Consider the following 17,742-nt stretch of genomic DNA (forward strand, 5'->3'; position numbering starts at 1 on the left):
CGTCGCCGGCACCGCCCGGCACGCCGCTCCGCTCGCCCGCACGAGCCGCCCGCAGGCCGCCCCGGCGGTACGAATGGCCCCGCGCAGCACACCTCGGCGCACCCCCTCCTCATATGATCGGAGCGACATGCGCCATGCTTGGTGATGCAGAGCACTGTACGGAACTTGCGCCGACCGGCTTGATCGCCGGGCGGCCGAGAAGGAGGAAGCACGTGGACGACGTTCTGCGGCGCGCCGCACTCTTCGCGGCACTCGACGACGAACAGGCCGGCGAGCTGCGCGCTTCCATGACCGAGGTGACCCTCGCCCGCGGTGAGTCGCTGTTCCACGAGGGCGACCCGGGCGACCGGCTGTACGTCGTCGCCGAGGGCAAGGTCAAGCTGCACCGCGCCTCGCCGGACGGCCGCGAGAACATGCTCGCCGTCCTCGGCCCCAGCGAGATGATCGGCGAACTGTCGCTCTTCGACCCGGGCCCGCGCACCGCCACCGCGAGCGCGCTGACCGAGGTCAAGCTGCTGGGCCTCGGCCACGGCGACCTCCAGCCCTGGCTGCACGCCCGCCCCGAGGTCTCGATCGCACTCCTGCGCGCCATCGCCCGCCGGCTGCGCCGGACCAACGACGTGATGTCCGACCTGGTCTTCTCCGACGTGCCCGGGCGCGTCGCCAAGGCCCTGCTGGACCTCTCGCGCCGCTTCGGCGTGCAGTCCGACGAGGGCATCCACGTCGCCCACGACCTCACCCAGGAGGAGCTGGCCCAGCTGGTCGGCGCCTCCCGCGAGACGGTCAACAAGGCGCTCGCCGACTTCGCCGGCCGCGGCTGGCTGAAGCTGGAGGCCCGCGCCGTGGTCCTGATGGACGTCGAGCGGCTCTCCCGCCGCTCGCGCTGACCCGGCCGGCCGGAGCCTCCGCTCCGGCCCGCCCGGCGCGCCGTCGGTCCCACCGACGACGAGGGCCCGTCCACCGATGTGGTGGACGGGCCCTCGCGCGTGTCCGGTGCGGCTCCGGGCGGTCGGCCCGGCCGGCGGTCAGATCAGCCCGTGGTCCTCCAGGTACTGAAGCTGGGCCCGGACCGACAGCTCGGCCGCGGGCCAGAGCGCGCGGTCCACGTCCGCGTAGACCCGGGCCACCACCTCGTCCGCCGTCCGGCAGCCGGCCTCGACCGCGGTCTCCACCTGGGCGAGCCGCCCGGCCCGGTGCGCCAGGTAGTACTCGACGGCGCCGAGCGCGTCCGCGAGCACCGGCCCGTGGCCGGGCAGCACCGTGCGCACGCCGTGCTCGGTCGCCATGTTCTGCAGGTGGCGCAGCGAGTCCAGGTAGTCGCCGAGCCTGCCGTCGGGGTGGGCCACCATCGTGGTGCCCCGGCCGAGGACGGTGTCGCCGGTGAGGACCGCGCCGTCGGCCGGCAGGTGGAAGGTCAGCGAGTCCGAGGTGTGCCCGGGGGTGGCGACCACCCGCAGGTCGAGGCCGCCGATCTCCAGCCGCTGGCCGTGCGTCAGGCCCTCGGAGCCGAGCCGGTACGCCGGGTCCAGGGCGCGGACGTCGGTACCGGTCAGCTCGGCGAACCGCGCGGCGCCCTCGGAGTGGTCGGCGTGGCCGTGGGTGAGCAGGGTGAGCGCGACGCGCTTGCCCTGCTGCTCGACGGTGTCGATCACCCGGCGCAGGTGCCCCTCGTGCAGCGGGCCCGGGTCGACGACCACCGCGAGGTCCGAGCCGGGCTCGGAGAGCAGCCAGGTGTTGGTGCCGTCCAGCGTCATCGGCGACGGGTTGGGCGCCAGCACGCAGACTGCCCGGGGGGTGGCCTCGCCGCCGATGCCGGCGGCGGGGTCACCCGGGAGGATTCCGCTCACCGGCCGCTCCCGCCGAGTCGGCCGCCCTCGCAGGTCCGGTCGAGCAGGCGTCCGGGCAGTGTCCGGACGAGGGCGCGCAGCCCCGGTATGCCGTCGTCGACGAGCGCGCCCTCGCAGGCGAGCGGGCGGGGGGTCAGGCTGCGGGCGGGCATCTCGCGCGCCGTCCGGCGAGCCACGTCGTTGTGGGTCATCGGGCGTCGATCCTTCCTCGGGCGGTGTCGGTTCATCGGATGTATCGGTTCATCGGCTCGGAGGGTCGGGAGGCCGGGGATCCGGGGGCCGGGCCCCGGGTGCCCCGAGTCCGGGTCGTCAGCGGTCTTCGGGAAAGTCTCCATCGATGGTCAGCTCTTCATACCCCGACCATCGAACCGTCATTCGATCCCCCCGGACCTCGGCGGTGCCGAGGATCGGGTGCAGCGAACGCCCCGCCGCGGCCTCCAGCGCCTGCGCGGCGCTGCGCACCGGCAGCAGCTCCCGCAGCACGGTCACGGTGGGCGGCAGCATCCCGAACACGCCGTCCTCGTGGCCCCGGACGGCCTCGGCCGGAGAGAGCCAGGCGACCCGGTCGGCCTCGCCGACCTCCAGCGCGGCCCGCTGACCGGGCGGCAGGGCCGCGACGAAGAACCAGGTGTCGTACCGGCGCTCCTCGAACGCCGGGGTGACCCAGCGGGCCCAGCCGGCCAGCAGGTCGCTGCGGAGCAGCAGGCCGTGCTCCCGGAGGAAGTCGGCGAAGGAGAGCTCGTGGGCCTCCAGGGCGGCGCGCTCCGCGCTCCAGTCCCGGGGTTCGGCGGTGCTGTCGGCGTCCGGGCCGGCCAGCAGGACGCCGGCCTCCTCGAAGGTCTCGCGGACGGCGGCGCAGACCACCGCCTGCGCGGTCCGGGCGTCCACACCGAGCCGCTCGGCCCACTCCTGCGGGCCGGGCCCGGCCCAGCCGAGCTCGGCCTCGGCGTCGCGCGGGTCCACCCCGCCACCCGGATAGGCGTACATGCCCGCCGCGAACGCCATCGAGCTGCGCCTGCGCAGCAGATAGGCCTCCGGCCCGGTCGCCGTGTCCCTCAGCAGCACCACGGTGGCGGAGGGCCGGGGCTCCGGCGGGATCACCTCGCCGGACTCGACCGCCCGGATCCGGGCAGGCCAGCCGGGCGGCATCGGGAGCGTCGTTGCTCGCTGGTCCATGCCCGGATGCTAAGCGCACGAGGGCGGGGTTGGACAGGGCCGACCCCACCCTCGTGATCGGTCTCAGGCCTTGACCCGGACCTGCAGCTCGACCTCGACCGGGGCGTCCAGCGGCAGGACGGTGACGCCGACCGCGCTGCGGGCGTGCACACCGGCCTCGCCGAGCACCTGGCCGAGCAGCTCGCTGGCGCCGTTGATGACGCCGGGCTGGCCGGTGAAGTCGGCGGCGGAGGCGACGAAGCCGACCACCTTCACGACCCGCTCGATCAGGTCCAGGTCACCGACCACCGACTTCACCGCGGCCAGCGCGTTGAGCGCGCAGATCTGCGCGAGCTCCTTGGCCTCCTCCGGGGTGACCTCGGCGCCGACCTTGCCGGTGGTCGGCAGCTTGCCGCCCACCATCGGCAGCTGGCCGGAGGTGAAGACGAACTCGCCCGAGCGCAGGGCCGGCACGTAGGCGGCGACCGGCGCGGCCACCGGCGGCAGGGTCAGACCGAGCTCGGCGAGCTTCTCCTCGACCTTGCTCATGCGTTCTTCTCCCGCTTGAAGTAGGCCACCAGCTGCTCCGGGTTCGGGCCGGGCACGACCTGGACGAGCTCCCAGCCGTCCTCGCCGAAGTTGTCCAGGATCTGCTTGGTGGCGTGCACGAGCAGGGGCGCCGTCATGTATTCCCACTTGGTCATGGCCAGACTCTAGACGAGCGGCGGGGGCGAACGGGGCGGCCTGCGGACCGGCGTGTGAGGTGGCCCACAATCCGGGCATGATTCAGGCCCGGCCTCCCCGATGCTCCCGGCATCCGGCGCGGTCCCTGGTTACCCTCGCGGGAGGGCACCTGCGCGGTGGCGGCCCTCGGAACGGCCCCTCGGCCCTCGGAGACGGACGGAGACGGAGCGTGGCACGCACCCCCGGCCAGGCGGCCCGGCGTGATCCCGACTGGGAGGGCGTCCGGCTGCACGTGGTCAGCGGCAAGGGCGGCACCGGGAAGACCAGCCTCGCCGCGGCGTTGGCGCTGGCCCTCGCGGCCGAGGGGCGGCGGACGCTGCTGATCGAAGTGGAGGGCCGGCAGGGGATCGCCGAACTGTTCGGGATCGCCGCACTGCCGTACGAGGAACGCCGGATCGCGTCCGTCACGCGCGCCCAGCTGGGGCTGCCCGGCAGGGGCGGCGCCGGGTCCGTCAGCGGCGAGGTGTACGCGCTGGCCATCGACACCGAGCAGGCGCTGCTGGAGTACCTCGACATGTTCTACAAGCTCGGACGGGCCGGGAAGGCGCTCCAGAAGGTCGGCTTCGTCGACTTCGCCACCACCGTCGCCCCCGGCGTCCGGGACGTGCTGCTCACCGGCAAGGCCTGCGAGGCGGCCCGACGCAAGGCACCGGACGGGCGCCGCACGTACGACGCGGTGGTGATGGACGCGCCGCCGACCGGCCGGCTCACCCGCTTCCTGAACGTGAACTCCGAGGTCGCGGGGCTGGCCCGGTTCGGGCCGATCCACACCCAGGCACAGGCCGTGATGCGGGTGCTGAAGTCGCCGGAGACCGCGGTGCACCTGGTCACCCTGCTGGAGGAGATGCCGGTGCAGGAGACCGTGGACGGCTTCACCGAGCTGCGCGAGGCCGGCCTCCCGGTCGGCGGGGTGATGGTGAACATGGTCCGGCCGCCGGTGCTGGACGCGGCGGCCGTGGCCGCGGTGGACGGGGACCACCGCGAGGAGGTCGCGCTGGCCCTCGGCGAGGCGGGCCTCGGCGGGCGCTCGCGCAAGCCGGACACCGTCCGGGCGGCGGTCGACCCGCTGCTCGACCCGCTGCTGGAACAGGCCCGGGAGCACGCCGAGCGGGTGGAGCTGGAGCGCGAGCAGCGCGCCGACCTGCAGCAGCTGAAGCTCCCGAGCTACGAACTCCCGCTGCTGGGCGAGGGTGTGGACCTCGCCGGGCTGTACCGGCTGGCGGGCGAACTGAAGCGTCAGGGGGCGGCGTGAGCGGGAGTGCGAACGGCGGTGCGAACGGCGGTGCGAGCGGCGGTGCGAGCGGCGGTGCGAGCGGGAACGGTGGGCAGGACGGGCAGGGCGTGGGTGACAAGCAGGGCGCGGGCAGCGGGCAGGACACCGGCACCGAGCGGGGCAGCCACCTCGACATGGACCGGCTGATCGACGACCCGGGGACCAGGATCATCGTCTGCTGCGGCTCGGGCGGCGTCGGCAAGACCACCACCGCCGCGGCGCTCGGACTGCGGGCGGCCGAGCGCGGCCGCAAGGTCGTCGTACTGACCATCGACCCGGCCCGCCGGCTGGCCCAGTCGATGGGCCTGACCGAGCTCGACAACACCCCCCGCGTCGTCAAGGGCGTCACGGGCGAGGGCGAACTCCAGGCCATGATGCTCGACATGAAGCGGACCTTCGACGAGGTCGTGCTGGCCCACGCCGAGCCCGAGCGGGCCCGGGCGATCATGGAGAACCCGTTCTACCAGTCCCTGTCGGCCGGCTTCGCGGGTACGCAGGAGTACATGGCGATGGAGAAGCTCGGCCAGCTCCGCGCTGCCGAGGAGTGGGACCTCATCATCGTCGACACCCCGCCGTCCCGCTCCGCGCTGGACTTCCTGGACGCGCCGAACCGGCTCGGGTCCTTCCTCGACGGCAAGGTGATCCGGATCCTGACCGCCCCGGCCAAGGTCGGCGGACGCAGCGCGATGAAGTTCCTCAACGTCGGGATGGGCCTGCTCACCGGCACCCTGGGCAAGATCTTCGGTGCCCAGCTGCTGACCGACGTACAGACCTTCGTCAGTGCGATGGACTCGATGTTCGGCGGCTTCCGCGAGCGCGCCGACCGGACGTACCAGCTGCTCAAGGCGCCGGGGACGGCGTTCCTGGTGGTGGCCGCGCCGGAGCGGGACGCGCTGCGCGAGGCGGCCTACTTCGTCGACCGGCTGGCCGCCGACCGGATGCCGCTGGCCGGGCTGGTCCTCAACCGGGTGCACCGCACGGGCGCCCCGCAGCTCACCGCCGAACGTGCGCTGGCGGCGGCCGAGGCCCTGGAGGAGAACGGCTCGGAGCACACGTCACCCGAGGCGGAGCTGCTCGCGGCCGGACTGCTGCGGCTGCACGCCGAGCGGATGCAGATCATGTCGCGGGAGCGCCGCACCCGTGACCGCTTCGTCTCGGTCTACCCGGACGTGCCGATCGTCGAGGTCGCCGCGCTGCCCGGGGACGTGCACGACCTGGACGGGCTGCGCGCGATCGGCGACCGCCTCAGCGGCGCCGTGTAGCGCTCCGACACCGGCCCCCGCGACGCCGCTCCCCCGTGGCGTCGCTCCCGGACCGTTGCCGTCCAGCTCGTGAACCGCCGTCGGGTGGCTGTCGCGCCCGTCGGCTCCGTGACCTGCCGGCCCCCGTGGGGCGCCGGCGCCGTACCCGGCCGTGCGGGCCGCTCAGCACCGTGTGGGCCGCTCAGCACCGTGTGGGCCGCTCAGCACCAGACAGGCCGCTCAGCACCAGCCAGGTCGCTCAGCCCGCCTGGGCGTAGTCCGTCAGTATCACACCGGTGGCGAGGGACTCCTCGTACTCGGTGCGGGCCGTCTCCAGCAGCCGCCGCCACGACATCACGGTCGGCCGCCGGCGCAGCAGCGCCCGCCGCTCGCGCTCCGTCATCCCGCCCCAGACCCCGAACTCCACCCGGTTGTCCAGTGCGTCCGCCAGGCACTCCGTGCGAACGGGGCACCCGCTGCACACCGCCTTGGCGCGGTTCTGCGCCGCCCCCTGGACGAACAGTTCGTCCGGATCACTAGTGCGGCAGGCGGCCTGCGCACTCCAGTCGTCTACCCAGCCCATGCCGGCGCCGTCCTCTCCCGAATCGAGGCTCCCCCACGGCGGCAACGGCATATTCACCGTTGCCAGTTGAGGACGTTACGGAAGAACGACAGCTTGCAACAGCCCCTTCGGGCTCAATCTCGAATGACCCGATCGGACTATGGGTATCGGTCAGCTCACTCGTTGGAGTGATCGCAGGTCGCAAGCCTTGCCAAGAAACCCGGGGGAACTCTCGCCACGCGAGCCGTTACGGAGAGCCACCAAAAGGGGGTGGACAGCTGCCAACAGCTGCCTCAAAAACCGGCCAGAGAGGGGCAATTCGGGCAATCCTCATCACTCACAAGAGTGAGTGACGTTGACGCACCGAAGCTGTCGCAAGCTTGTGACAAGCCTAGGCGAACACCTGCCCCTATGTACGGGATTCGGCGACGTAGGGTTCTCCCCATGGCACCGAAGCGCCCCCAGGCACCCCAGCCCCCAGGCAACCCCGGAGCTCCGAGCGGCCGGCGCCGCGGGTCACCGCTCGACTTCGCGGGACACGGAGTGAAGTTCCTGGGGGTCAGCGTGCTCTCCGGAGTACTGCTGGCCGGCATGGCCCTGCCCGCCGTCGGCGCGCTCGGGCTGACCGCCAAGAGCACGGCGGAGAGCTTCGACGACATCCCCGACGACTTCAAGACCCCGCCGCTGACGCAGGCCACGCAGATCTTCGACGCCAAGGGCGGGCTGATCGCCAAGGTCTACGAGCGCGACCGCACGGTGCTCACGGCGGACCAGATGTCCCCCTACATGCGCCAGGCGCAGGTCGACATCGAGGACGCGCGCTTCTACGAGCACGGCGCCGTCGACCTCAAGGGCGTGCTGCGCGCGGTCAGCAAGAACGCGGAGAGCGGCACCGCCTCCCAGGGCGCCTCGACGCTGACCCAGCAGTACGTGAAGAACGTCAACGTGGAGAAGGCCGGCGACGACCAGGCCGCCGTCCTGGACGCGCAGCGCAAGACGCTCGGGCGCAAGGTCCAGGAGCTGAAGGTCGCGATCAAGTTGGAGGAGGACCTGACCAAGGACCAGATCCTCACCAACTACCTCAACATCACCTTCTACGGCCACCAGGCCTACGGGGTCGAGGCCGCGGCCCAGCGCTACTTCAGCAAGAACAACAAGGACCTCACCGTCGCCGAGGCCGCCACGCTGGCCGGCATGGTGCAGAACCCGTCGCAGTACGACCCGGTGCGCTACCCCGAGAACACGGTGAAGCGCCGGAACGTGGTGCTCGACAAGATGGTCGAGAACAAGCACATCACCGCGGACCAGGCCAAGGAGGCCAAGGCCGCGCCGCTGGGTCTGAAGTACAAGGACCCGCAGAACGGCTGCATCACCGCCCAGGCGGGCATGGGCTTCTTCTGCGACTACGTCCGGCACGTGGTCAAGCAGGACCCGGCGTTCGGCAAGAGCGTCGCGGACCGGAAGAAGTTCTGGGACCAGGGCGGACTGAACATCTACACCACCCTGGACCCGGACAAGCAGGCCGCCGCCCAGAACGCGGTGACCTCCAAGGTCAAGGTCACCGACTCGGTGTCGGCCGCCGCGACCATGATGGAGCCGGGCAGCGGCAAGATCCTGGCGATGGCCCAGACCCGCCCCTACGGCCTGGACCCCAACAAGAACCAGACCGTCGTCAACCTCAACGTCGACGCGGCGATGGGCGGCGGCAACGGCTTCCAGACCGGATCGACCTTCAAGCCGATCCTGGCCGCGGCCGCGCTGGAGTCGGGGATGTCCCCCACCCAGCCGTTCCCGTCCGAGAACAAGATCGACTACCCGTCGATGTCCACCTGCGCGGGCACCTGGAAGAACACCGACAAGCCCAAGGCGACGGTGAAGAACGAGTCCACCTCTGAGGTCGGCCCGTACGAGCTCAAGCAGGCCATGGCACTGTCGGTGAACACCTACTTCGTGCAGATGGAGCAGCAGGTCGGCCTCTGCGCGATGAAGCAGATGGCCAACAAGCTCGGCATCACCCAGTCCGCGAAGGGCGACGCGTTCCAGGAGGTGCCCTCGATGGTCCTCGGCACCCAGGAGCTCTCGCCGCTGACCATGGCGAACGTCTACGCGACCTTCGCCGCGCGCGGCAAGTACTGCACCCCGATCGCGATCAACAAGATCAGCACGGTGGACGGCAAGGACGTCAAGGTCCCGCAGTCCACCTGCAGCCAGGCCTTCTCCGAGCAGACTGCGGACGCCCTCAACACCGTCCTGCTCAACGTGACCGAGAAGGGCACCGCGGCCGCCCTCGGCCTGGAGGACGGCCGCCAGATCGCCGGCAAGACCGGTACCACCGACGAGAAGAAGGCCGCCTGGTTCAGCGGCTACACCCCGTCCCTCGCCACCTCGGTCTGGCTCGGCGGCCCGGCCGGCGGCGTGAAGATGAAGAACATCACCATCGGCGGCAAGTACTTCCCCGAGGTCTTCGGCGCCGACGGCCCCGGCCCGATCTGGCAGCTGGCGATGAACCAGGCGCTCAAGGGCTCGCCGAAGGACCAGATCCAGACCATCAACATCCCGGACCCGGCGCCCAAGCCCGACCCGAACGCGACCGCGCCGGCCACGCCGCCGGCGGGCGACGCCGCCGCGGCCGGTGGCGGCACCCCGGGCGGGAACCCCGGCGGCCAGCCGGGCGGCAACCCCGGCGGCGCCACCAACGCCGGCGGGATGATCGGCGGCGGCTTCACCTTCCCGCCGGGGATCATCGGCGGCGGGAACGGGAACGGCAATGGCAACGGGAATGGGAACGGCGGCCGGCACTGACCGGCCCGCACTGACCGGCCGACAGCCTGGGACACCGAGAGGGGCGCCCTCCGAGCGATCTGCTCGGAGGGCGCCCCTCTTGTTGGTGCGGGGTGGTGCGGCGGCGTCTTCGCGCGGCGCGTCGCGGGGGCCGTGTCGCCGGCGCCCGGCCGGTCGGTCGGTCGGGCGGGCGGGCGGCCGTCGAGGCCGTCAGCCGGTGAGCGCGGTCTTGACCGCGGCGGCGACGCGGCCGCCCTCGGCCAGGCCGTCCACCTTCGGCTTCACCAGCTTCATCACGGCGCCCATGCCCTGCGGGCCGGTCGCGCCGCTCTCCGCGACGGCGGCGGCCACGATCGCCGTCAGCTCCTCGTCGGACAGCTGCTTGGGCAGGTACCCCGCCAGCAACTCCCCCTCGGCCCGCTCCCGCGCGGCCTGCTCCGTCCGGTCGGCGGCGTCGAACGCCTCGGCCGCCTCCCGGCGCTTCTTCGCCTCGCGAGCCAGCACCTTCAGCACCTCGGCGTCCGAGAGCTCCCGCTTCTCCTTGCCGGCCACCTCCTCGCTGGTGATGGCGGAGAGCGTCAGCCGGATGGTGGCCGAGCGCAGCTCGTCCCGGTCCCGGATCGCGGCCGTGAGGTCCTGGTGCAACTGCTCCTTGAGCGTGGTCATGGCCCAGAGTCTCCCACCTGCGGCGATCGGCTGCCCGCCATTAACGCCGGAGCATCGGCGGTGGAGCGCGCACGGGCCGCGGTCGCGGGAGGCTCCTCGCACCCGCCTGGTAACTCTTTATGGTGGTTACATGACTGACGAACGGGCGCCCGGACTGGTGCTGCACACTCCCGGAGGTGCGCGCTACCTCTTCGACCCCGGCGCGCTCTGCCTGGAGCTCCTCACCACCGGCGGCCCCGGCGACTACGCCCGGTACGAGGTGCTGCACCATCCTGAGGACCTCACTCGGTGGCTGGAGCTGTCCCGGCTGGAACTCCCCGAGGAGGGCGTCCGCGTCGACGTGGGGCAGCTGACCGCCACCCGGACCCTGCGGGACGCGCTCTGGCGCCTCGCGGCGGCCCGGGCACACGGCGAGGCGGGGGCCAGGGCGGACTACGCCGTACTCAACCGCGCCGCCGCCCACCCGCCGCTCGTCCCGCAGATCGGCCCGGACGGCGCGGCCGCCGCCCCGCTGCCGGCCGACGGCGACCAGGTCCTCTCCGCCCTCGCCCGTGACGCCATCACCCTGCTCACCGGCCCCTACGCGGACCGGGTCCGGGAGTGCGGCGGCCACAACTGCCGCCTGATCTTCGTCGACACCTCGCGGCCCGGACGGCGGCGCTGGTGCTCGATGGAGCACTGCGGCAACCTGCACAAGGTCCGCGCCCTCCGGGCCCGACGCGACGAGGCCGAGCGGACGGACCCCGCCACCGGGTCGGCCTGACCGGCCGGGGCAGACCGGGGCGGCGGCACGGTCCGGCACAGGTGGCGGCACGGGCATTCGGACCACAACGGCGTGTCCTCCCCGGCCCACCGGACGTTCACCGGCTGATCCACCGTCTGAGAGCATGGAGCGATGCGACCGCTGTACTCCGTCCCCCTCGGAATCGCCGCCACCGGCGCCGCCTGCCTCGCCTACTCCGCCGGGTACGAGGTCCGTTCCTTCCGGCTCCGCCGGGTCGAGGTCCCCGTCCTGCCCAAGGGCGCCCGCCCCCTCCGGGTGCTGCAGGTCTCGGACATCCACATGGTGAGCGGCCAGGGCAAGAAGCAGCGCTGGCTGCAGAGCCTCGCCGGACTCCGGCCCGACCTGGTGGTCAACACCGGCGACAACCTCTCCGACCCGCTCGGCGTCCCCGCCACGCTCGACGCGCTCGGGCCGCTGATGGACTTCCCCGGGGTCTACGTCTTCGGCTCGAACGACTACTACGGCCCGGCCCGCAAGAACCCGGCCCGCTACCTCCAGGCGATGCGCAGCGGCGCCCACGGGATGAACAACCCCGACGGCACCGCGCGGCGCGGCATCACCGGCGCCGTGCACAACCCGTGGGAGAAGCTGCGCGACGGCTTCGACGCGGCCGGCTGGCTCGACCTCACCAACACCCGCGGCCGGCTGAACATCGGCGGCCTCGACCTCGAGTTCACCGGCCTGGACGACCCGCACATCCGCCGCGACCGCTACAGCGAGGTCACCGGCGGCCCGTCCGCCGACGCCGACCTCTCGCTGGGCATCGTGCACGCGCCCTACCTGCGCGTCCTGGACGCCTTCACCGCCGACCGCTACCCGCTGATCCTGGCCGGCCACACCCACGGCGGCCAGCTCTGCGTCCCCTTCTACGGCGCCCTGGTCACCAACTGCGACATCGACTCCAAGCGGGTCAAGGGCCTCTCCACCCACCAGGCCGGCGGCCGCCGCGCCTTCCTCCACGTGTCGGCCGGCTGCGGCACCAACCGCTACACCCCCGTCCGCTTCGCCTGCCCGCCCGAGGCCACCCTCCTCACCCTCACCCCCTCCCGCTGACCTGCGGCGGAGCCCCCCGGGGAATCGGATTTCGTCTCTCGGCAAGCGTCCGGTAGAGTTCTACTCGTTGCGAAGGAGACGGAGCAACAAACCGCAGGACCGGGGTGTGGCGCAGCTTGGTAGCGCGCTTCGTTCGGGACGAAGAGGCCGTGGGTTCAAATCCCGCCACCCCGACCCAGTAACACCAGCTCAGGGCCGGTGACCCGTAAGGGTCACCGGCCCTGACTGCTTTTCCCGGGGGGCTCGGGAGAGATCCGGGAGAGGCCGCCGGCCGGGGCGGCTCCCGGTGGGCGGTGGCTGACCCGCCCTCAGGAGTGGGCTCCCGGGACCTGGGCCGTCGAGTGGATCGTCGCCGGGGGTACGGGCCGGGTGGGTCCGTTCGTTCTCCGTGGCGGTGGTGATCTGCTCGACGGCGCCGGCCGCGCGGGTCAGTGGGTGGGGGCGTCGGGGTGGGGGACGACGGTGACGACGGTGGAGCAGGAGGTGGCGTCGTCGGGGCCCTGGTGGAGGGTCACGCCGATGCGGTCGCGGCCGGCCGGGTCGCGGGCCAGGCGGGCGGCCTCGACCAGGCAGGGCTCGTCGAGTTCGACGTAGCTGGTGAAGACGCACTCCATGGCGACCGCCAGGACGGGGGCCGGGGAGCAGAGGGCCTGGGCGGCCTGGCGGCAGGCGTCGAGGAGCAGGGCGCCGGGCGCGTGGTCGACGGGGTGGTCGAAGTAGACCGGGTGGGAGGTGTCGACCCGCAACTGCCAGCGCCGGGCGTGGTCGGTGGCGGAGAGGGCGACGTCCTGCGAGGTGGTGGCATCGGGTCTCGCGGTGCGTATCGGGGGCCCGGGCGGCACGGCGCGTGCCATCGCCGTGGCGGCGTCGGCGTGGTCCCCGCGCAGCCGCCGGTAGATGGCCGGGGCCTGGACGGTGAAGCGGGTCTGGGCGGTGGCGAGCGGCTCGCCGGCCCGGCTCACCATGTAGGAGAGGGTGAGGGCGCAGACCCGGTTGCCGCGGCGGACCACGTCCTGGCAAACCACGTCCAGCTGGACCTCGTCGCCGTCCCGCTCGGCGGGGCGGTCGGCCAGGAGCAGCTCAGGGACCAGTGCGAAGCTGAACCGGTCCCAGACGAGGTGGTGCCCGAGCGGGACGTCGAAGGCGGCGTGGGAGAGCAGCGGGAAGCTCTGCCGGACCGTCTCGACCAGCAGCATCGGGTCGTAGAGCCCGCTGTCGGCGCGATCGCGGGGCCAGCGGGCGGTCACCCGGTAGGCGTCCGGACCGGTGGTCTCCCAGCCGGTCAGCAGCACTTCTTCGGCCGCGCGCTTGTGGACGAGTTCCTTGGGCACGGTGGTCGCAGCAGTCATGGTGCTGCCGTGGTCTGTGCGATACATGTGTGCACTCCCCCAGAATGGCCACTGGCGTGGTTGGTGGAGCCTCCGTTGTGTACGCCGGGCCCCGCTGCAAATAACGTAGAGGTCGTTCTTTTTGTTTGTCGAGGAGTTTGGAGTCACTGTGACGCGAGCGAAGCAGGACCGAGCCGTACGCACCCGCGGGACGATCCTGAGGGCCGCCGCACAGGTCTTCGACGAGTACGGGTTCAGCGGCTCAAGCGTCAACAAGATCATCACACAGGCGGGCACCACCCAAGGCGCAATGTACTTCCACTTCCGGTCGAAGGAGGAACTGGCCAAGGCGGTGATGGACGAGCAGGCCGCCGACCTGGAACTGCCGGACCGGCCGGCCGGTCTGCGTCAGCTCCTCGACCTCAACCTGTACCTGGCCGACGAGCTGCGGGAGAACGTGCTGCTGCGCGCGGGCGTCACGCTCGCCGTCGAGCAGGGCCAGCTCGGCCTGCGGGACGTCCGGCCGTACGAGATGTGGGCCGAGCAGTTCTGCGCCGAGCTGGAGGAGGCCCGCAAGGCCGGTGAGCTGCTGCCCGACGTCGACTCGGCGGAGTTCTCCCAGGTCCTGGTCGGGGCCTACACCGGCACCCAGGTCATGTCCCACCTGCGCAGCAACCGCGCCGACCTGCCGGAGCGGATCGCCCGGCTCTGGTGGTACCTGCTGCCCGGGATCGCGACCGCGCCGGTCGTGAAGACCCTGCGGGGCGTCCTCGCGGAGCGCGGGCACCGGGCGTGACGCGCATCCTGCTGACCGGGGCCGGCGGCTTCATCGGCTCCGCGGTGCTCGCCGCGCTGCGCGCCCGGCCGGAGACCGGCGTGATCCGGGCCGTCGCCCGCTCCGCCGCGCCGCCCGGGACGGTCCGGGTCGCGGCGGACCTCACCGACCCGGCGACCCTGCGCGGCGCGGCCGACGGCGCCGACGTCCTGGTCCACCTCGCCGCCGCCGTCTCCGGTGACGAGGACGCCTGCGCGGCGGTCAACGTGCTCGGCACCCGGGCGCTGCTCGCGGAGGCCGCCCGGGCGGGCGTGGGGCGGATCGTCCACCTCTCCACCACCGCCGTGTACGGCCCCGGCCCGCACCGGGGCATCGACGTGGACGGGGTGACGCCGGCGCCCGTCTCGGCGGCCAGCCGGACCAGGCTGATCGGGGAGCGCGCGGCGCTCGACGCCGGCGCGGTGGTGCTGCGCGCGCCGCTGGTGCTGGGTGCCGGGGACCGCTGGGTCGTGCCCTGCCTGGCCGAACTCACCCGGCGGGTGCCGGCCCGGTGGGACGGCGGCGCGGCCCTGCTCTCGCTGGTCGCGGTGGAGGACCTGGCCCGGCTCGTCGCCGGGCTGGCCCTCGGGCCGGAACGGCCACCGAGCGGGGTCCACCACGCCGGCCACCCCGAACCCGTCCGCAGCGGCGCCCTGTTGGACGCCCTGGCCGAGCACGGGGTTCTGCCGCCGACCCCCGGCCAGGACTGGCCCTGGGAGCGCTGCCTGGCCGAACTGCGGCGGGCGCCCGGGGTGTTCAGCGAGCGGCAGTTCGCGCTGCTGGCCCAGGACCACTGGTACCGCAGCACGGAGATCTGGCGGTCGACCGGCACCGATCCCGGGCCGGGACCGCTGCACCGGCTCGCCGCGGCCGCGCCCTGGTACCGGGACCACCTCGCGCGGACGGACGCCACGGCCACCGAACGGAGTTCCGAAGGAGTTGCCAAAGCTGCAAGCGGATGACGGCCGAGCGGTGCGTATGCGGCCCGCTCCGCGTAGCGTCGGGACTCCGTCGGATCGGCTCGGACCGACGCAGGGGTCCCGGCCTTCCGCCCGCCCCGCTCCGTCTGCTCGAAGGAGCCACTCCCGCTCATGCGGTTCGTCAGTCCCCCGCTCCAGGCCGTGGAGCCGGTGCCGACGCTCGGCCGGTGCGCCAGAGCAGCCCTCCCCGACGGCGGTGGGCGATGAAGCAGGAACGCGCCCAGCACACCCGACGGGCCCTGCTGCGGGCCGCCGCGGGCGAGTTCGACCAGCACGGCTACGCCGGCACCTCGCTCTCCCGGGTCAGCCGGGCGGCCGGGGTCACGATGGGCGCGCTGACCTTCCACTTCCCCACCAAGGCCAGCCTGGCGGACGCCGTCCGCGCGGACGCCGTCGAGCTCACCCGGGCCGCCCTCGGGGGCCCGGCGGAGGGCGGCAGAACGGCGGAGGACGGGGCCACGGCGGGCGACAGGGCCCCGGCGGGTGACGCGAGAACGGACGGCGGGCCTCCGGCCCGCGACAGCCCCGGCGGGGCCGACAGCGCCCCGTCGGGCTGCGGCACCGGCGAGGTGGCGCGGCTGACCGACGTGCTCACCCGGCTGCTCCAGGACGAGCCCAGCGTCAGCGCGGCGGCCAGACTGGCCTGGGAACAGCCCGGCTCGGCCGACAACTGGTACGCCAGCTGGATCCCCGTCCTGCGAGGGCACCTGACGCGGCACCAGCCGGGCGTCCCCGGGCCGCGGGCCGGCGGGTCGAACAGCCCCGGGCCGCAGGGCCCTGCGGCCCGGCACGACCTCGAAGCCCAGGGCCCCGCAGCACAGTGCGACCCCGACGGACAGCACACCGCAGCACAGCGCACCCCCCACGGGCAGGGTCCCGGGGACCGGATGGCCCCGACGGCGGCGGCCGCCGATGCGCAGGACCTCGAAATCCTGGTGCACTGCCTCGTGGTGGGCTCGGAGGCCCTGCGGCGCGGCGTCGTGCCGGTGGGCGGGGCGACCGCCCCCACCGGGGACGAGCTCCGGCAGCGGCTCCGCAGGCTCTGGCACCGCACGCTGGCCGGTCCCTCGGCCTGACGCCGTCCCTCCGTACGCGCCCCGCGGCCGGGCTGGACACCGGCGCGGTACCGGCGTGGTACCGGCGCAGGAGCAGCGCACCCCCATGCTCCGCGCCCTGCGATGGCAGGTGTGCGCCGGGGCGCACACACCCCGGCATACGAACTTGTCAGAATCGTGCCAGCGCTCACCTCGACCCCCAAAACAAAGCGATCGTTCGCTATTCTTCCCGGGACGGCACTCACGGCACCTCACGATCCCGGGGAGCTCACATGGACGCGCAACACCTGCCGCCGGCCGGCGAAGCATCGGTCTCCCGGTTCGCCGAGCAGGTCTTCGCCCACCTGCCCCGGATAGACCAACGCCGCTGGGCCCACGCCTATCTACGCGGCCTGCTCGCCGCACCGGGCCGCAAGTCGTTGTCGAACATGGCCACCAGCCTGACCACGAGCCGGACCGCCGCGCTCTCGCTGCAGCAGTTCATCAACGGCAGCCCGTGGGACTGGCGGCCGGCCCGCCGCACCCTGGCCCGCCTCACCACCACCGGCCCGCGCCCGGTACGGGCCTGGACGGCCACCCTGGCGGTCATCCCCAAGCGGGGCGACCAGGCGGTCGGCGTCCACCGCCGCTTCGTCCCGGAGTTCGGCCGCACCATCAAGTGCCAGGCCGCGGCCGGGATGTTCATCGCCACCGACCGGCACGCCGTACCGGTCGACTGGTCGCTGCTGCTCGACGCCGACTGGACGGAGGACCGGGACCGCCGGGTCCGCGCCCGGATCCCGGACTCCGTCACCCCGCGCCCGGCCGACCGGACGGTGCTCGACATGGTCGACCGGCTGGCCGCCCACCTCCCCGTCGCCCCGCTGGTCGCGGACCTCACGGTGGTCGACGACCTGCCGCCGCTGATGTCGGCGCTCGCCCGCCGGGGCGTCCCGTACCTGCTGGAGGCCCGGCCGCACCAGGCCGTCCGCCCCGTCCTGCAGGCCACCACCGGGCGGTTCGGCCGGATCCAGCAGGACGCCGTGCCGGTCGAGTCGCTCCTCCCGCGCCAGCGGCCGCGCACGCCCGGCACCCCGCAGCCGACGCTGCGCTGTGTCCCGGTCCTGACCCCCGGCGTCCAGGGCGCGCCCGTCCACCGGCTCTGGGTGCAGGACGCCCGCGGCGGCAGGGACCGGCGGTACTGGCTGACCAACCTCAGCGAGGACGCTCCCGCCGTGCTCGCCCTGCTCGGCACCGCGGCGACCACCCGGGACGCCGTGGACCGGCTGGGCGCCGACTTCGGCCTGCTGGACTTCTCGGGCCGTTCCTACCTCGGCTGGCACCACCACATGACGATGGTCTCGGCCGCGTACGCGCTCGGCCACGACCGGCCGGACCTGACCGGGACGCCGGCTCGCGAGGTGTTCCGCACCTCCGCCTGACCCCCGCCCGACCGCCGCCCACCCGGGGCCGGCCGCCC

The 17,742-nt window shown here is 73.3% G+C and carries 18 protein-coding genes and 1 tRNA gene; 11 read left to right on the forward strand and 8 right to left on the reverse strand.

The window, feature by feature from the left end; genetic code table 11:
* Nucleotides 1-212: 212 nt before the first annotated feature.
* Nucleotides 213-887: a Crp/Fnr family transcriptional regulator gene (locus ACIF6L_RS02840; RefSeq protein ID WP_030392646.1), complete on the forward strand. Its 675-nt coding sequence runs from the start codon at nucleotides 213-215 to the stop codon at nucleotides 885-887.
* 138 nt (nucleotides 888-1,025) lie between these two features.
* Here ACIF6L_RS02840 and ACIF6L_RS02845 read toward each other — a convergent pair whose 3' ends face one another.
* The 5 genes from ACIF6L_RS02845 to ACIF6L_RS02865 form a co-directional block, all read right to left on the reverse strand.
* A complete protein-coding gene (locus tag ACIF6L_RS02845; RefSeq protein ID WP_329488526.1) occupies nucleotides 1,026-1,847 on the reverse strand; it encodes an MBL fold metallo-hydrolase in 822 nt (273 codons plus the stop codon).
* Nucleotides 1,844-2,038: a hypothetical protein gene (locus ACIF6L_RS02850; protein WP_396485947.1), complete on the reverse strand. Its 195-nt coding sequence runs from the start codon at nucleotides 2,036-2,038 to the stop codon at nucleotides 1,844-1,846. Before ACIF6L_RS02850 ends, ACIF6L_RS02845 begins: the two co-directional genes overlap by 4 nt.
* Before the next feature lie 118 nt (nucleotides 2,039-2,156).
* Nucleotides 2,157-3,023, reverse strand: a complete 867-nt coding sequence (locus ACIF6L_RS02855; protein WP_359804120.1) for an NUDIX hydrolase — start codon at nucleotides 3,021-3,023, stop codon at nucleotides 2,157-2,159.
* Nucleotides 3,024-3,086: 63 nt separating this feature from the next.
* Nucleotides 3,087-3,551 carry a RidA family protein gene (locus ACIF6L_RS02860; RefSeq protein ID WP_329488529.1) on the reverse strand — a complete coding sequence of 155 codons (465 nt, stop codon included), beginning with the start codon at nucleotides 3,549-3,551 and terminating at the stop codon, nucleotides 3,087-3,089.
* Complete coding sequence (locus ACIF6L_RS02865; RefSeq protein WP_094743074.1) at nucleotides 3,548-3,706, reverse strand: DUF4177 domain-containing protein; 159 nt, start codon at nucleotides 3,704-3,706, stop codon at nucleotides 3,548-3,550. The genes ACIF6L_RS02860 and ACIF6L_RS02865 overlap by 4 nt, the downstream gene beginning before the upstream one ends.
* A gap of 209 nt (nucleotides 3,707-3,915) precedes the next feature.
* Here ACIF6L_RS02865 and ACIF6L_RS02870 point away from each other — a divergent pair, with 209 nt between their 5' ends.
* Both ACIF6L_RS02870 and ACIF6L_RS02875 read left to right on the forward strand, forming a co-directional pair.
* Entirely contained in the window at nucleotides 3,916-4,998 is a 1,083-nt protein-coding gene (locus ACIF6L_RS02870) for an ArsA-related P-loop ATPase (protein WP_396485948.1), read from the forward strand.
* A gap of 155 nt (nucleotides 4,999-5,153) precedes the next feature.
* Complete coding sequence (locus ACIF6L_RS02875; protein WP_329492159.1) at nucleotides 5,154-6,281, forward strand: ArsA family ATPase; 1,128 nt, start codon at nucleotides 5,154-5,156, stop codon at nucleotides 6,279-6,281.
* Between the two features lie 238 nt (nucleotides 6,282-6,519).
* On the opposite strand, the gene ACIF6L_RS02880 is transcribed toward ACIF6L_RS02875, so the two are convergent.
* Nucleotides 6,520-6,843 (reverse strand): WhiB family transcriptional regulator, encoded by a 324-nt coding sequence (locus ACIF6L_RS02880; protein ID WP_033333275.1) that lies wholly within the window; start codon nucleotides 6,841-6,843, stop codon nucleotides 6,520-6,522.
* A 522-nt stretch (nucleotides 6,844-7,365) separates the two neighbouring features.
* Between ACIF6L_RS02880 and ACIF6L_RS02885 the strand changes: the two genes are divergently transcribed.
* On the forward strand, nucleotides 7,366-9,624 hold the full coding sequence (locus tag ACIF6L_RS02885; RefSeq protein ID WP_380382436.1) for a transglycosylase domain-containing protein: 2,259 nt from the start codon (nucleotides 7,366-7,368) through the stop codon (nucleotides 9,622-9,624).
* A 189-nt stretch (nucleotides 9,625-9,813) separates the two neighbouring features.
* Here the strand turns inward: ACIF6L_RS02885 and ACIF6L_RS02890 are convergent, their stop codons facing one another.
* Complete coding sequence (locus ACIF6L_RS02890) at nucleotides 9,814-10,269, reverse strand: GatB/YqeY domain-containing protein (protein ID WP_396485949.1); 456 nt, start codon at nucleotides 10,267-10,269, stop codon at nucleotides 9,814-9,816.
* 130 nt (nucleotides 10,270-10,399) lie between these two features.
* Between ACIF6L_RS02890 and ACIF6L_RS02895 the strand changes: the two genes are divergently transcribed.
* The 3 genes from ACIF6L_RS02895 (at nucleotide 10,400) to ACIF6L_RS02905 (ending at nucleotide 12,280) form a co-directional block, all read left to right on the forward strand.
* Nucleotides 10,400-11,032, forward strand: a complete 633-nt coding sequence (locus tag ACIF6L_RS02895; RefSeq protein ID WP_396485950.1) for a CGNR zinc finger domain-containing protein — start codon at nucleotides 10,400-10,402, stop codon at nucleotides 11,030-11,032.
* A 132-nt stretch (nucleotides 11,033-11,164) separates the two neighbouring features.
* A complete protein-coding gene (locus tag ACIF6L_RS02900; protein ID WP_329488537.1) occupies nucleotides 11,165-12,106 on the forward strand; it encodes a metallophosphoesterase in 942 nt (313 codons plus the stop codon).
* 100 nt (nucleotides 12,107-12,206) lie between these two features.
* Nucleotides 12,207-12,280, forward strand: a tRNA-Pro gene (locus ACIF6L_RS02905).
* Nucleotides 12,281-12,534: 254 nt separating this feature from the next.
* Here ACIF6L_RS02905 and ACIF6L_RS02910 read toward each other — a convergent pair.
* Nucleotides 12,535-13,482, reverse strand: a complete 948-nt coding sequence (locus ACIF6L_RS02910) for a ScbA/BarX family gamma-butyrolactone biosynthesis protein (RefSeq protein ID WP_359834004.1) — start codon at nucleotides 13,480-13,482, stop codon at nucleotides 12,535-12,537.
* Between the two features lie 121 nt (nucleotides 13,483-13,603).
* Between ACIF6L_RS02910 and ACIF6L_RS02915 the strand changes: the two genes are divergently transcribed.
* The 4 genes from ACIF6L_RS02915 (at nucleotide 13,604) to ACIF6L_RS02930 (ending at nucleotide 17,704) form a co-directional block, all read left to right on the forward strand.
* On the forward strand, nucleotides 13,604-14,230 hold the full coding sequence (locus tag ACIF6L_RS02915; RefSeq protein ID WP_329488588.1) for a ScbR family autoregulator-binding transcription factor: 627 nt from the start codon (nucleotides 13,604-13,606) through the stop codon (nucleotides 14,228-14,230).
* Nucleotides 14,227-15,210 (forward strand): NAD-dependent epimerase/dehydratase family protein, encoded by a 984-nt coding sequence (locus tag ACIF6L_RS02920; protein ID WP_396485951.1) that lies wholly within the window; start codon nucleotides 14,227-14,229, stop codon nucleotides 15,208-15,210. Before ACIF6L_RS02915 ends, ACIF6L_RS02920 begins: the two co-directional genes overlap by 4 nt.
* A gap of 221 nt (nucleotides 15,211-15,431) precedes the next feature.
* Nucleotides 15,432-16,304 carry a TetR family transcriptional regulator gene (locus ACIF6L_RS02925; RefSeq protein ID WP_396485952.1) on the forward strand — a complete coding sequence of 291 codons (873 nt, stop codon included), beginning with the start codon at nucleotides 15,432-15,434 and terminating at the stop codon, nucleotides 16,302-16,304.
* Nucleotides 16,305-16,555: 251 nt separating this feature from the next.
* The gene (locus ACIF6L_RS02930; protein WP_352290566.1) at nucleotides 16,556-17,704 is read left to right on the forward strand and encodes a transposase; all 1,149 of its coding nucleotides are present in this window, start codon (nucleotides 16,556-16,558) and stop codon (nucleotides 17,702-17,704) included.
* Nucleotides 17,705-17,742: the final 38 nt, after the last annotated feature.

Origin of the sequence: Kitasatospora sp. NPDC086009 (genome assembly GCF_044540385.1) — a bacterium.
GTDB lineage: Bacteria > Actinomycetota > Actinomycetes > Streptomycetales > Streptomycetaceae > Kitasatospora.

Excerpts from the sequence above, each read along its gene's own strand:
- ACIF6L_RS02895 (WP_396485950.1), top strand. The coding sequence starts at position 10,400 with ATGACTGACGAACGGGCGCCCGGACTGGTGCTGCACACTCCCGGAGGT.
- ACIF6L_RS02890 (WP_396485949.1), bottom strand. The coding sequence starts at position 10,269 with ATGACCACGCTCAAGGAGCAGTTGCACCAGGACCTCACGGCCGCGATC.
- ACIF6L_RS02900 (WP_329488537.1), top strand. The coding sequence starts at position 11,165 with ATGCGACCGCTGTACTCCGTCCCCCTCGGAATCGCCGCCACCGGCGCC.
- ACIF6L_RS02855 (WP_359804120.1), bottom strand. The coding sequence starts at position 3,023 with ATGGACCAGCGAGCAACGACGCTCCCGATGCCGCCCGGCTGGCCTGCC.
- ACIF6L_RS02860 (WP_329488529.1), bottom strand. The coding sequence starts at position 3,551 with ATGAGCAAGGTCGAGGAGAAGCTCGCCGAGCTCGGTCTGACCCTGCCG.
- ACIF6L_RS02850 (WP_396485947.1), bottom strand. The coding sequence starts at position 2,038 with ATGACCCACAACGACGTGGCTCGCCGGACGGCGCGCGAGATGCCCGCC.
- ACIF6L_RS02880 (WP_033333275.1), bottom strand. The coding sequence starts at position 6,843 with ATGGGCTGGGTAGACGACTGGAGTGCGCAGGCCGCCTGCCGCACTAGT.
- ACIF6L_RS02865 (WP_094743074.1), bottom strand. The coding sequence starts at position 3,706 with ATGACCAAGTGGGAATACATGACGGCGCCCCTGCTCGTGCACGCCACC.
- ACIF6L_RS02910 (WP_359834004.1), bottom strand. The coding sequence starts at position 13,482 with ATGTATCGCACAGACCACGGCAGCACCATGACTGCTGCGACCACCGTG.
- ACIF6L_RS02875 (WP_329492159.1), top strand. The coding sequence starts at position 5,154 with ATGGACCGGCTGATCGACGACCCGGGGACCAGGATCATCGTCTGCTGC.
- ACIF6L_RS02930 (WP_352290566.1), top strand. The coding sequence starts at position 16,556 with ATGGACGCGCAACACCTGCCGCCGGCCGGCGAAGCATCGGTCTCCCGG.
- ACIF6L_RS02925 (WP_396485952.1), top strand. The coding sequence starts at position 15,432 with ATGAAGCAGGAACGCGCCCAGCACACCCGACGGGCCCTGCTGCGGGCC.